The 11,785-nt window shown below is 67.4% G+C and carries 12 protein-coding genes; 6 read left to right on the top strand and 6 right to left on the bottom strand.

All coding sequences use genetic code 11. The annotated features are described in order from the left end of the window. The coding region (locus A5688_RS28205; protein ID WP_242660170.1) for a hypothetical protein at positions 1 to 74 on the top strand (74 nt) is incomplete at its 5' end. Positions 75 to 201: 127 nt separating this feature from the next. Here the strand turns inward: A5688_RS28205 and A5688_RS20485 are convergent. From A5688_RS20485 to A5688_RS20470, 4 genes are all read right to left on the bottom strand, one after another. Next, a complete protein-coding gene (locus tag A5688_RS20485; RefSeq protein WP_067910671.1) occupies positions 202 to 1,536 on the bottom strand; it encodes an aromatic ring-hydroxylating oxygenase subunit alpha in 1,335 nt (444 codons plus the stop codon). A 12-nt stretch (positions 1,537 to 1,548) separates the two neighbouring features. After that, entirely contained in the window at positions 1,549 to 3,309 is a 1,761-nt protein-coding gene (locus A5688_RS20480) for an N-acyl-D-amino-acid deacylase family protein (protein WP_067910668.1), read from the bottom strand. 133 nt (positions 3,310 to 3,442) lie between these two features. Then, positions 3,443 to 4,579, bottom strand: coding sequence for a phosphotransferase (locus tag A5688_RS20475; RefSeq protein WP_067910664.1), 1,137 nt, complete (start codon positions 4,577 to 4,579; stop codon positions 3,443 to 3,445). Positions 4,580 to 4,681: 102 nt separating this feature from the next. Further along, positions 4,682 to 5,302 carry a TetR/AcrR family transcriptional regulator gene (locus tag A5688_RS20470; protein ID WP_067839617.1) on the bottom strand — a complete coding sequence of 207 codons (621 nt, stop codon included), beginning with the start codon at positions 5,300 to 5,302 and terminating at the stop codon, positions 4,682 to 4,684. A 128-nt stretch (positions 5,303 to 5,430) separates the two neighbouring features. Here A5688_RS20470 and A5688_RS20465 point away from each other — a divergent pair, with 128 nt between their 5' ends. Next, complete coding sequence (locus tag A5688_RS20465; protein WP_067910661.1) at positions 5,431 to 6,567, top strand: DUF7064 domain-containing protein; 1,137 nt, start codon at positions 5,431 to 5,433, stop codon at positions 6,565 to 6,567. Beyond that, a complete protein-coding gene (locus A5688_RS20460) occupies positions 6,564 to 7,649 on the top strand; it encodes a phosphotransferase family protein (protein ID WP_067910659.1) in 1,086 nt (361 codons plus the stop codon). The genes A5688_RS20465 and A5688_RS20460 overlap by 4 nt, the downstream gene beginning before the upstream one ends. Here A5688_RS20460 and A5688_RS20455 read toward each other — a convergent pair whose 3' ends face one another. Further along, the gene (locus tag A5688_RS20455) at positions 7,650 to 8,117 is read right to left on the bottom strand and encodes an ATP-binding protein (protein ID WP_067910655.1); all 468 of its coding nucleotides are present in this window, start codon (positions 8,115 to 8,117) and stop codon (positions 7,650 to 7,652) included. It lies immediately after the preceding gene. Between the two features lie 32 nt (positions 8,118 to 8,149). Continuing rightward, on the bottom strand, positions 8,150 to 8,527 hold the full coding sequence (locus tag A5688_RS20450; protein ID WP_067839606.1) for an STAS domain-containing protein: 378 nt from the start codon (positions 8,525 to 8,527) through the stop codon (positions 8,150 to 8,152). Positions 8,528 to 8,885: 358 nt separating this feature from the next. Between A5688_RS20450 and A5688_RS20445 the strand changes: the two genes are divergently transcribed. The 3 genes from A5688_RS20445 to A5688_RS20435 all read left to right on the top strand — a co-directional run bounded on the left by A5688_RS20445 (position 8,886) and on the right by A5688_RS20435 (position 11,646). After that, the gene (locus A5688_RS20445) at positions 8,886 to 10,034 is read left to right on the top strand and encodes a catalase family peroxidase (protein ID WP_431602664.1); all 1,149 of its coding nucleotides are present in this window, start codon (positions 8,886 to 8,888) and stop codon (positions 10,032 to 10,034) included. Then, positions 10,034 to 10,612: a cytochrome b gene (locus tag A5688_RS20440; protein WP_067910648.1), complete on the top strand. Its 579-nt coding sequence runs from the start codon at positions 10,034 to 10,036 to the stop codon at positions 10,610 to 10,612. Before A5688_RS20445 ends, A5688_RS20440 begins: the two co-directional genes overlap by 1 nt. Before the next feature lie 140 nt (positions 10,613 to 10,752). After that, on the top strand, positions 10,753 to 11,646 hold the full coding sequence (locus A5688_RS20435) for a fructose bisphosphate aldolase (protein WP_067910645.1): 894 nt from the start codon (positions 10,753 to 10,755) through the stop codon (positions 11,644 to 11,646). Positions 11,647 to 11,785: the final 139 nt, after the last annotated feature.

Below are 11,785 nucleotides of genomic sequence, written 5' to 3'. Positions count from 1 at the left end.
GACCGACCGGCGAACGCGCCGACTGGTGGTGGTACACACCCTTCCAACCCCAACCACCACCAACCAACAACTAACCCTTTGCAACGGCCGGTAACGCCTCCAAGCCCAAACACATTGAGGCATCGAGGAATTCGCTCTGACTACCACCCGCAGTGACAGTGCGCAGTAACTCAAGCCAAGTTGGGACTGCCGCTAGATATTTCAGGCGCCGCCGGTCATCCGCTCCGACTCCGGCAGGTCCAAGTAACGCTCAAGGTTGCGATGCGTGTTGATCACGCGGCGTTCCTCGCTGGACAACACCAGGTGGGTGAAGCCGGGTTGGTGCATACCGCGCTGCAGGCCGGGGAGCACCGCGATGTCTTGAGTGAGCACCACGCCCGGCTCAGCCGCGTCCGCGGCCATGCGGACATCCGTGGGCTTGGTGCGGGGCGCCCCCGGCGGCATTCGCGTCATCAAGAACATGACCAGCTCGCCCTTGTCGGGGCAGGGGTCGGAGGCGGGGCGCGAGCACATCACGGTCAGGTGGTCGGCGTTGGTCAGCAGCGTCATATTGGGGAACACGTTGTACTGGTGCAATCGGGTCATCCGGTCGGTGTCAGCCCAGCCGAGATCGACGCCGCGACTCGCGGCGAATGCCCGGGTTCGGTCCGCGATCAGGTCGGCGACCGTCTGTCCGGGCCGGCGTTCGTCGGCGGGGAAGGGCGTCCCCTCGGCCGCGCCCATCAACGCTCCCTGCGTGTAGACGTAGGCGTTCCAAACCTCTTCGTCGGACAGCGCGCCGTCAAAGCGTGGGCTCGGCACACCGTAGGGCTGGTCGGACTTGCCGGTATGACCCCAAATCCGTTGCGGTGCATGGATATCGTCGACGCAGCGCAGTAGTTCGGGATGCAGGGTCGCAATGTGGTAGGTCTCGCTGTACCCGTCGGCGATCGTTTTCCAGTTCGCGTCGACCTCGACGGTGAGCGTCGCGTAACAGCGGAAGTCCTCCAGGTGGCACCAGGCGATGTCGTCGGGGACCGCCTCCAGGTATTCGGTCAGCGACACCGCGCCCGGGTCGAGGTTGACGAAGACGAGCCCCGCCCAGGTCTCGACCCGCGCCGGTATCAGCGGGAAGTCGGACATCCGCAGGGCGCCGAAGCCCTTGCGGTTGGGCACCCGTTTGAGCGTGCCGGCCAGGTCCCAGGTCCAACCGTGGTAGCCGCATTTGAGTTCGCGCAAGCCCGAGCCCGATCCGGTGCACAGCGAATTGCCGCGGTGCCGGCAGACGTTCTGGAACGCGCGGAGCACCCCGTCGTCGTCCCGGATGATCAGCACCCCGTACGGCCCGCAGCGGTACTCGAAATAGTCGCCGGGCGCCGCGACGTGGTCGGCCATGCAGGCCAGTTGCCACACCCGCGGCCACATCCGTTGCAGCTCGAGCGCGGCGAAGGCGGGAGAGTAGTAGCGCTCGGCGGGTACCAATGTCGGATCTTCCGGCGGGGTGCCGATGGCGTCCTCGTCGCGGGTTCGCGCCGGATTGCCGGCCGCCGTGGCCATCGTGGCGAGTTCTTAACGCGCTCCGCGGACCAGTCGCCCGGGCCGGGCGCCGGTGTCGACGTCGTTGCGCCGCGTCACCGTTCCGCTGACGATTGTTGCCGCATAACCGCTGGCGCCCTGCAGGATTCGGTTGCCACCCGCGGGCAGGTCGAATGCCATCGCCGCCGGGTGCAGGGTCAGAGCATCCATGTCGATGACGTTGAGGTCGGCCTTCTTGCCCGGCTCGATGGTGCCGCGGTCGGTGAGGCCGAACAGGTGAGCGGTGTCGCGAGATTGTTTGCGGATCACGTACTCCAGTGACAGCTTCTCGCCCCGGTGCCGGTCCCGCGCCCAGTGGGTGAGCAGGAACGTCGGATACGAGGCGTCACAGATCATCCCGCAGTGGGCGCCGCCATCGGACAGTCCGAGCACGCCGGCGGGGTGCAACATCATTTCGCGGATCGCGTCGTGATTGCCGTCGGCGTAGTTGAACAGCGGCAGCATCAGCATGGAGGTCGCGTTGGACTCCAGCATCAGGTCGTACAGCGTGGACAACGGGTCGTCGCCGCGGGCCTTGGCGATGGCCGCGACGGTCCGGTCGGGCGTGGGCTCGTAGTCCGGTGGATTGCCCAGCGCATACAGGCGTCCGAGCGAGTGCTGCACCAGGGCGAACATCCCGTCGAACAACAACGTGGGGTCGGGCGGCAGGTCGTCCTCGGACAGGATCGCCGCCTTCACCGCGGGGTCGGCCAACCGCTGCGCGAGCTCCTCGCGGCCGCATTCTGCCTTGAGCCGCCGGTAGGTGGGCCGATGACTGAAACCGTGATGCCCCTGGAAGCCGATCATCATGCCGAACGGGCGCGCCGCGATCTGCGGGTACAGCCGGGCGCCCGCGGCGTGCGCGTCGGCCGAGAGGTCCAGCATCTCGCGCCACAGTTTCGGATCGGCATCCACCTGGATGAGCGCGAAGGACACCGGACGGTCGATCTCGCCGCTCAGCCGCCGCATCCAGTCCAGCTCTTTCTTGGGCCCGATGATGTCCTCGCCCGCGGCCCCCTGGGGGGCCAGCTCGAACACCGCCTGACCGCCGGCCGCCATGGCGCGGCCGAGGCCGAACAGTTCCTCCTCGGCGGCGAACGTGCCGGGAACCGGCTCGCCGTCCATCGCGCGGTGGCCCATCGTGCGCGAGGTGGAAAACCCGAGCGCCCCGGCCTCGATCGCCTCGCGGACCAGCCGGCCCATCGCCTCGATGTCGTCGGGGGTGGCCGGTTCGTTGCGGGCGCCGCGCTCGCCCATCGCGTAGGCGCGGATCGCGCCGTGAGCGACCTGGCTGCCCACGTCGACGGCGTAGTTGTGCTTCCCGATCGCATCGAGGTACTCGGGGTAGGTTTCCCAGCCCCAGGTGATGCCCTCGGTCAGCGCGGTGCCGGGGATGTCCTCGACGCCCTCCATCAACTCGATCAGCCACTGCTCGCTGCCGGGGCGCACGGGCGCGAAGCCGACGCCGCAGTTGCCGGTAACGATCGTGGTCACGCCATGGCCGCTGGACGGCTCCAGCAGGCTGTCCCAGCTGACCTGGCCGTCGTAGTGGGTGTGGATGTCGACGAAACCGGGGGCCACCACATGGCCTGTCGCATCGATGGTTTCGGCCGCCTCCCCGCTCATCGCGGGGCCGTCGGCGGAGCGGCGAACGATATCGGCGATCTTGCCGTCTTTGATGCCGATGTCGGCCCGATAGCGCTCCGCGCCCGTGCCGTCGACGACCGTGCCACCGATGATCTTCAAATCGAACATGAGACTCCTCTTCGCCGCCGTGGGCTGTCTCCGGAGGGCTGTCGACGCGTGCAGGCGCGCAGTATTTCGCTACGGTAGGTAGCGTAACTCGTGGCGCGACGAAGGCAATAGTCCCAGCCGAATTCGGCGTGCCCTACAGAGAAGCCTTCAGGGCGGCGACGGTTTCCAGGTCGTCGAGCGCGGCGACGCCCCGTCGCAGGCCCTCCATGGCGATGTCTTCGACCTGCATTCCGCCCATTCCGGCGGTGATCAGCGGGGCGGTGTACGCGTACAGCGCGCCCTGGCGAAACCGCAGCCACAGCTCGTCGCGGTCTAGCTCGGGTCCGCCGGCCGCCACCAACGCCCGCCGGTAGTCGTCGAGCAGTTCGCGCTGGTTGGCCCGGCGGTCCTCCGGCGTCAGGCTGGTGATCAGCGTGTAGGCCAGTTCGCGGGACGGGTGTCCGCGGCGCACCGCCTGCCAATCCAGCAGCCCGGCCTTGCCGCCGTGGAAGTACATGTTGCCGGGGTGAGCGTCACCGTGCATGACGGTGTGCGGGGGAGCGTCGATGAGGGCGGCGGCGGCGCGGTAGTTGTCGGCGATAAAGCTGCCGTTGGCCACCGGAATCGTGGTGCGCTCGGCGAGGCGCTTGATCGAGGAGTGCATGAGCGAACCGGTCAACAACGACGTGACGTCGCCCGACGGGGTGTACAGCCAGCCCAGCGGGCCGCGACGGTCACGCGGCAGCCGCCCGCAGAAATTGGCGTGCAAGTCGGCCAGCAGCTCGATGATGAGGCTGGCCTGGTCGGTCGACAGTGGATGCAAGGTGTCCGGGAACTCGCACGACTCGGCCGGCAGATCCTCCAGGACCAGCAGGTACCGGCCGGTCCAGGCGTCGAACGCCGCGCCGTAGCAATAGGGGACGCCGACGACCTGCGGCGCGAGGTCACGGTAGAACCGCACCTCGGTGTGTCCCAGACGTCCGAGTTCGCCGATCAGCCGGGTGGCCGCGCTCTGCGCCGCGACCTTGACGAACACCGAATCGGGCACGTTCTTGCCGGTCAGCACCAGCCGGCCCCGCGAGGAGGTGCCCGCGTCCCGGCTCAGGACGCGGATCGACCGCACCGTGGTTCCCATCACCCGGGACAGGACCGCGGGGTCGATGCCTTCGACGGTCCGCGGCAGGCCGAACCGGCCACCCACCACCGCGTCGGTGGCCACCCGGCCCGCACCGCGGCCCAGGTGGGCGGCCAGACCCAGGAAAGAAAAGGCTTGGTCCACAGGAGTTTTCATTATCCATCCATCCCGACTTGCCGGCCGGCCGCAGTGCTGCGCTCTTAACACCGCTGCGTAGGGCAAAACCGATAGAACGTCTGGACATCAGACAATATACGATTATTGTCTGATCTGTGGCACCAAGGCCCGCACCACGAACTGCTCGACGAATTCTCGTTTGTCGGCGGCGGGGCGATATCGCCACGAGGGCGCCAGCAAGAACAGTGTCGTGGTGTGCAACCACTGGACGATTGACCGGAAATCGACATCGGGGTAGAGCAACCCCGCCGCCTTCCACCGGTTCAGCAACGGCCCGTAGTGCCGCAGCAGCAGCTCCACGATGGGCTCGGACCCCTTCTCCAGCGCCGAGGCCACCGCGGTGCTCTCGGCGGCGAACAGCGCTTCGTTCAGCGGGTTGCCGTCCACCGACTCCACCCGGGCCAGCACCATTTCGGGCAACGACCGAACCGGGTCCTCGGGGGTCGGCAGTTTGCGCACCAACTCGGAGATCGCGCTGTCCACACGCGTCAGCATCAGGCCCAGCAGCACGTCGTCGCGGCCCGGGAAATACCGGTACACCGTCGACCGTGACACCCCGGCCTCGTCGGCCACCTCGCCCACCCGAAACTGGGTATTGCCGCGCCGGACGATGCAGCGGCCCGCTGCGTCCAGGATCCGTCTGCGGGCCTCCTCGTCATCGAGGATCGCGCGGTCGTCCCCCCACCGCCGGCTCGGTTCCATGGCGGCGATGTTACGGGATGCGTTGTGCTGCTTTGGTATCTGACGCCAACAGAATCCGCCCGGCGTCGAACTGATGGTGAATTCGATTGCGGCACAGCGGAGTTTCTAGCCAGAGAAAGGGACAATGCATGGGGTACTCCGCCGCGGACGAGGCCTTCACCCACCAGCTTCCGACGACGTTCGACCAGGTGCACAGCACCGACCCGACGTGGTCGGATCGGTGCTACTTCTTCGCCGCGTCACCTGACGGCACGATGCTGTTGGCCAGCGGCTACGGAAACAACCCGAACACGGCCAGCGGGCTGGGCTACGTCAAGGTCAGCCTCGCCGACGGCCGGCACTGGGACCTGTTGTCCGGGCGGCCGGTCACCGGCGATGACCGCGCCGACCTGAGCGCCGGGCCGATGCGGTGGACCTGTGTCGAGCCGCTGAAGAAATGGCGATTGGACATCGAGCCTAACAACTCCGGGATTGAGTGGGAGCTCTACTACGAACCCACCGCCCCGATGTGGGAGCTGTTGCCCATGAAAGTGCATGGAAACGACGGCGAACTGCTCGCCGACATGTACCACATGAAAGAACCGGGGCGGTGGAGCGGTTGGGTGCAGATCGACGGGGAACGCATCAGCGTCGACGGCTTCCACGGCGGCCGCGACCGCACCTTCGGGGTGCGGGTCTCCGACAAGATCGACTTCTGGTTGTGGCTCGACGCGGGCTTCGATGACCATGCCATCGAAGCATGGATCATCGAATCATCTGACGGCACAGTCAATTACGTAGACGGCGGTATCACCCACGCCGACGGAACCCTATCGAAAAGGTTCGTCGGGATCGAGCACGAGGTCGAGTTCGACGGCGACCGCAAGCGGCCCACCCGCGCGGCGTTGGTCTTCACCGACGAGGACGGCAAAACCTACCGGGTGATCGCCGAGGCACCCCATCTGGAGGTCAACGCCTACTACGGCCTGCCCATGGCCCACTGTCGATACGAGGACCTGGGCGGCGGCGCTTACTTCATTCATTTCGCTTGGGACAGCTGCGATCCCGAACAGCTGACCGAGACCGAAGGTAAGTCGATGGCCCTCGACCAGCTGATGCGGTTCGAGTGCGACGGCGAGACCGGTTGGGGCGTCTTCGAATTGCTGCTCGGCGGGCAGGGTTATCGCCGCTATCCCAACTGGACGGCGATGGACATGTCCGCATTCACCCAGGACAAGACCCCGGTCGATCGACTGTCCGCCGACGGCGACGGGGTTCGCCAATGACGCTGGGTGCCGAGCTGGAACAACGGTTGAGCCGCTGGCTGTGCACGCAGGTGCCCGACGCCGACGACGTCCGACTCGAGGGCATCGACCGGGTGAGCTTCGGGCACTCGGCGGAGATGATGACGCTGCGCGTCGTCACCCGCCGCGGCGGTCGAGACGACCCCCAAGACGTCGTGTTGCGCCTGCGCCCCCAACCACCCGCGCTGCTGGAGCCCTACGACCTCGCGCGCCAGTTCAGGATTCTGCAGGCCTTGGCCGATACACCGGTCCGCGTCCCGCCGGCCCTGTGGCTCGAGCCCACCGGCGACGTGCTTGGCAGGCCGTTCTTTGTCATGGAACGGGTGGCCGGCGACGTCTACGAGATGGAGCCGCCGGCCGACGCCGCCGATGACACCGTGGTGCGGATGTGCCAGAGCCTGGCCGAGCAACTGGCCGCCATCCACACCGTCGACCTCGGCCGGACCGGACTGGACACCCTCGACAGCGGCGCCGGCCACCTCGATCGCGAACTCGGCCACTGGGCCGCGGAGATGAACAGGGTCAAGCGCGGCCGCCTGCCCGCCCTGGAGCGGCTGCATCGGGAACTGCTCGCCGGCAAGCCCGCGCAGTGCCCCACGATCACGCTGGTGCACGGCGACGCCAAACCGGGCAACTTCGCCTTCATCGGCGGCGAGGTCAGCGCGGTCTTCGATTGGGAGATGACGACGGTCGGCGACCCGCTCACCGACATCGGCTGGCTCGAGATGCTGTGGGTGCAGCCGGTCGGGATCAACAGCCACCCCGCGGCGCTTTCCATCGATGCCCTGCTCGCACACTACGAATCGGTCAGCGGAATCACGGTCGCGAACCGGCCCTGGTACCGGGCGTTCAACGCCTTCAAGATGGCGGTCATCTGTCTGATCGGGGCGATGCTCGTCGAGGACGGTCACAGCGACGACCAGAAACTCGTGCTGGCCGCCTACGGCACCTCGCTGCTGACCGGCGCCGGGCTCACCGAACTCGGAATCGACGAATCCCTCGACGATGGTCCGGTCCTGCCGCGCGACGAACGCATCCAGCAGGTGCTGGCGGAGCCGGGTTGATCAGACGTTGTAGCCGGGCCGCGTCAGCCCGCTCCAGGTCAGCGTGACGCGCGTGCCCTGCGGTGTGCGGTCGATGGCGACGTCGTCGGCGAGCGCCACCATCAGGGGGATGCCGCGGCCGCGCATCTGCTGCTGGTACTGGACCGGCTTTTTCTGCCGCCACCGGCCGCGGTCGTCGACAATCACCGCGAGGGTGTCCGTATCGCCGTCGTAGGCCGCTCGCACGTCGACCGTCCCGCGCTCCGCGGCCTCGACGTAGGCGAATTCCGCCGCGTTGGCGATCGCCTCGTTCACCGCCAGCAGCAGATCGTTGAAGCGGTCGTCGTCCAGCGAGAAATACCGTCCGAGCCACACTCCGAATTCGGCGCGGGTCCGGGCTGCGCTGCGCGCGTCGGCGGCGACTCGCGTCCGTTCGAAGCGGGATCGGTCATCGGTGTTCACCTTCTGCGGCTGATCAGAGCGTCCCATCGTCCCTGGTTGCGTCCTCACTCGGTCGCGGCTCACTCACCAGCGATACCGCTCAACGCACCGTCGAGGGTGCTGTAGAGCGAGAGCACGCTGTCGATTCCCATGAGCTTGATCGGCCGGCTGGTGGCCGAGCCGTTGGCGACCACCGCGAACTGCGTCGGCGGCTCGATCTCCGCCTGCGCGGTCACCAGGACGGTCATCCCGGCCGATGCCAGGAAACCGACCTTGGACAGGTCAACGATCAGCGCCGCGGGCTTGGTGGCCAGCGCGGTCTGAATGGCATCGGCCAGTAGCGGCGAGCTGAGCATGTCGACCTCGCCGGAGACGGTGAGCACGACCGCCTGGTCTACCTGGTGTTTGCCCACTTCGAAAGCGGTTGGATCGACGAATTCGCCGGTTTGTTCGCCCATGGTCTATCACTCACATTCGGTCCCCTGCGGGACACCGCTAGCTCTGAAAACAGCCACTGTTATATCCGGGGGCTGTTGATTCAACCCCACGGGAACACGCTTGCCTACGGAGGAGACGCACTCCGTCGATCTGCGCTACCAAATGCAGATACAGCTACAAGTGTTTAGTCAATGGTAGGACACGCGGCATACCACGCTCAAAACGCTGAACGATTTTTAGCGCCGCGACGTAGTCCGGATGTGCGTGACGGCCGGCGCAGAAGTTGCACGAGGCAGCCGCCCGTGCGTGACTTGCTTCCACCGACTTTTTTCTCATCCCGCGGGGCGTGGCCTGCACAAACGGAAAGGACGGTGGGCCGTGGAGCACCATGATCGCGGCGGCGAGCAAGAGGGGGGCGGAGAGCCCGAGGACCCCGCGGAGATTACGTCCACACCGCCGCGGCTCGGTGCGCTGAATCGGCGGCGCGCGCTACTCGGTATGGGTGCGGTAGCCGGTGTCGCCGCGGTCGATGTGGGCGGCTTCGCCTATGCCGGCGGCTGGCTGCGGCCTGGCGCCCTGACTCCGGACCGATTCACGGATCGCTTCGAGCAGGTCTTCGGCCGTCATGACGGCTTCCGGCGAAACCACGCCAAGGGCCTGAGCGCCACCGGAACGTTCGTCAGCACGGGGGCTTCCGTGGCGATATGCCGGGCCGCGATCTTCCGTCGCGGGAGCGTTCCGCTGATTGGCCGGTTTTCGCTGTCCGGCGGGCTTCCCGATCAGGCCGACAAGCCCGACACCGTCCGGGGGCTGGGGCTGCTGTTCGACGCGCCCGCCGGCCGGCAGTGGCGCACCGCGATGATCAACATCCCGGTCTTTCCGGACAGCACGCCCCAGGGCTTTTACGACCGGTTGCTCGCCTCCAGGCCGCAACCCGGCACGGGCAAGCCCGGCCCGCAGGAGATGGCGGCGTTCCTGCGGCGTCATCCCGAGACCGCCGCGGCGATGCGCATCATCAAGCAGACACCACCGAGCGCGGGCTTCGCCGACAGCGCGTTCCATGGGTTGAACGCCTTCCGGTTCACCAACGGTGCCGGCGTCACGGTGCCGGTGCGCTGGTCCGCTGTTCCCCAGCAAGCCGCCGGCCTGGCCGCGCCACCCTCCGGGCCGGCGGCCAAGGACTATCTGTTCGACGACCTCATCCGCACGCTGGCGCACACCCCGCTGAGTTGGCGGCTGGTGCTCACCGTCGGTGAGCCGGGCGATCCGACCCACGACGCCACCAAGCCCTGGCCGGCCGGGCGGCGCACCATCGACGCCGGCACCATCACCCTCTCCGCCGTTCAGACCGAGGAGGCCGGCAACGCCCGCGACATCAACTTCGATCCGCTGGTGCTGCCCGACGGCATCGCCGCCTCCGATGACCCCCTGCTCGCGGCGCGCTCGGCCGTCTACGCCCGCTCGTTCACCCGCCGCGCCGAGGAGCCCTCGACGCCCAGCGCGGTCACCGTGAGATCGGCGCTGTGATGGACGAGCCGGCGAGCGCCGCCGCGGCGCGATTCACCTTGCCGTCGCGCGTTCTGCACTGGCTGATGGCGCCGATGGTGATCGCGCAGTTGCTCATCGGCGTGACCATGGTCGCCGCCCTGAGCTGCTACCCGCTGCTGCTGGCCATCCATCGCCCGCTGGGGCTGGTGATCCTCGCCGTCGCCCTGGTCCGGCTGGCGAACCGGCTCACGCACCGGCCGCCACCTTTCCTGGCCACCATGAGCCGAACCGAACGCCGCATCGCGACGTGGTCGGAGTACCTGCTCTACGCGTTGCTGCTGATTCAGCCCCTGACCGGCTGGGCGATGCTGTCGGCGGCGCGATTCCCGATCACCCTGTTCGGGCCCCTGGCGCTGCCGGGTATCGCGCCGCGCAACATCGACATCTTCGCGGTGCTCCGACAGTGCCACGGCGTCCTCGCGTTGCTGCTCTTCCTCGCGTTTACCGCCCACATGACGGCGGTACTCTTCCACACGCTCGTCCTGCGTGACCGGCTCCTCGACCGCATGGCGCTGTGGCGTACCAAGCCCGCCGCCCCGCAGCCAGACCGGGCTTGAGACCAAAATCGCAGTGTGGCGACCTGCCTGCTCGGGCTCGAAGTGGCCGAATATGATCGGCACGATTCAGACTTGAGCGCGCGTGGCCACCGGCCGGGCGTGCTGCGCCCGTGAGGGCCACGAGGAACTGGGAGAGTCCAATGTCGAACCAGCAGCAAGCGGACCGGATGACGTCGGGCAAAGGATTCATCGCGGCGCTCGACCAGAGCGGCGGTTCGACGCCCAAGGCGCTGCGCCTCTACGGCATCGAGGACGACGCGTACTCCTCCGAGGAGGAGATGTTCGACCTCATTCACCAGATGCGCTCGCGGATCATCACCTCCCCGGCGTTCACCGGCGACCGGGTGCTGGCCGCGATCCTGTTCGAGCAGACCATGGACCGCCAGATCGCGGGCAAGCCGTCGACCACCTACCTGTGGGAAACCAAGGGCGTGGTGCCCATCCTCAAGATCGACAAGGGCCTGGCGGACGCGTCCGACGACGTCCAGCTGATGAAGCCGATCCCGGGCCTCGACGACCTGCTGGACCGGGCCGCCGGGCTGGGCGTCTTCGGCACCAAGGAGCGGTCGGTGATCGGCGGCGCCAACGCCAAGGGCATCGTGGCCGTGGTCGCCCAGCAGTTCGAGCTCGGTCACCAGGTGCTCTCGCACGGCTTGGTGCCCATCATCGAACCCGAGGTCACCATCTCGATCTCGGACAAGGCCGAGGCCGAAGGCCTGCTGCGCGACGAGATCACCAAGCAGCTCGAGAACGTGCCCGACGGGCAGCGCGTCATGCTCAAGCTGAGCCTGCCGACCGAGGTCAACTTCTACCGTCCGCTGATCGAGCACCCGAAGGTGATGCGGGTGGTCGCCCTCTCCGGTGGCTACTCCCGCGACGAGGCCAACGAGTTGTTGGCAAAGAACACCGGGTTGATCGCCAGTTTCAGCCGCGCGCTCACCGAGGGCCTGAGCGTCGACCAGTCCGACGAGCAGTTCAACGCCACCCTGGACAAGGCGATCCAGTCGATCTACGACGCCTCCGTCGCCGGCTGACCTAGCCCGATGGCGGCGCCCCGCGTTCGCCCGGCTCCGCCGCGCTCGCGATCGCCGCTAGGTGTACCCGGCAGTCAGGTTGGTGACAGTCGGCTGACCGGGGGTTGACCTCCGATGGCTGAGTGGCGTCGTTGATTGT

It is taken from the genome of Mycobacterium mantenii, from assembly GCF_001667865.1.
GTDB classification, from domain to species: domain Bacteria; phylum Actinomycetota; class Actinomycetes; order Mycobacteriales; family Mycobacteriaceae; genus Mycobacterium; species Mycobacterium mantenii_A.
Note: the sequence above shows the minus strand (reverse complement) of the source record. Positions and strands in the feature narration are given on the sequence as shown.

Coding starts and splice junctions, on each gene's coding strand:
- A5688_RS20435 (WP_067910645.1), top strand. CDS start 10,753: ATGTCGAACCAGCAGCAAGCGGACCGGATGACGTCGGGCAAAGGATTC.
- A5688_RS20475 (WP_067910664.1), bottom strand. CDS start 4,579: ATGAAAACTCCTGTGGACCAAGCCTTTTCTTTCCTGGGTCTGGCCGCC.
- A5688_RS20485 (WP_067910671.1), bottom strand. CDS start 1,536: ATGGCCACGGCGGCCGGCAATCCGGCGCGAACCCGCGACGAGGACGCC.
- A5688_RS20465 (WP_067910661.1), top strand. CDS start 5,431: ATGGGGTACTCCGCCGCGGACGAGGCCTTCACCCACCAGCTTCCGACG.
- A5688_RS20470 (WP_067839617.1), bottom strand. CDS start 5,302: ATGGAACCGAGCCGGCGGTGGGGGGACGACCGCGCGATCCTCGATGAC.
- A5688_RS20440 (WP_067910648.1), top strand. CDS start 10,034: ATGGACGAGCCGGCGAGCGCCGCCGCGGCGCGATTCACCTTGCCGTCG.
- A5688_RS20480 (WP_067910668.1), bottom strand. CDS start 3,309: ATGTTCGATTTGAAGATCATCGGTGGCACGGTCGTCGACGGCACGGGC.
- A5688_RS20460 (WP_067910659.1), top strand. CDS start 6,564: ATGACGCTGGGTGCCGAGCTGGAACAACGGTTGAGCCGCTGGCTGTGC.
- A5688_RS20455 (WP_067910655.1), bottom strand. CDS start 8,117: ATGGGACGCTCTGATCAGCCGCAGAAGGTGAACACCGATGACCGATCC.
- A5688_RS20450 (WP_067839606.1), bottom strand. CDS start 8,527: ATGGGCGAACAAACCGGCGAATTCGTCGATCCAACCGCTTTCGAAGTG.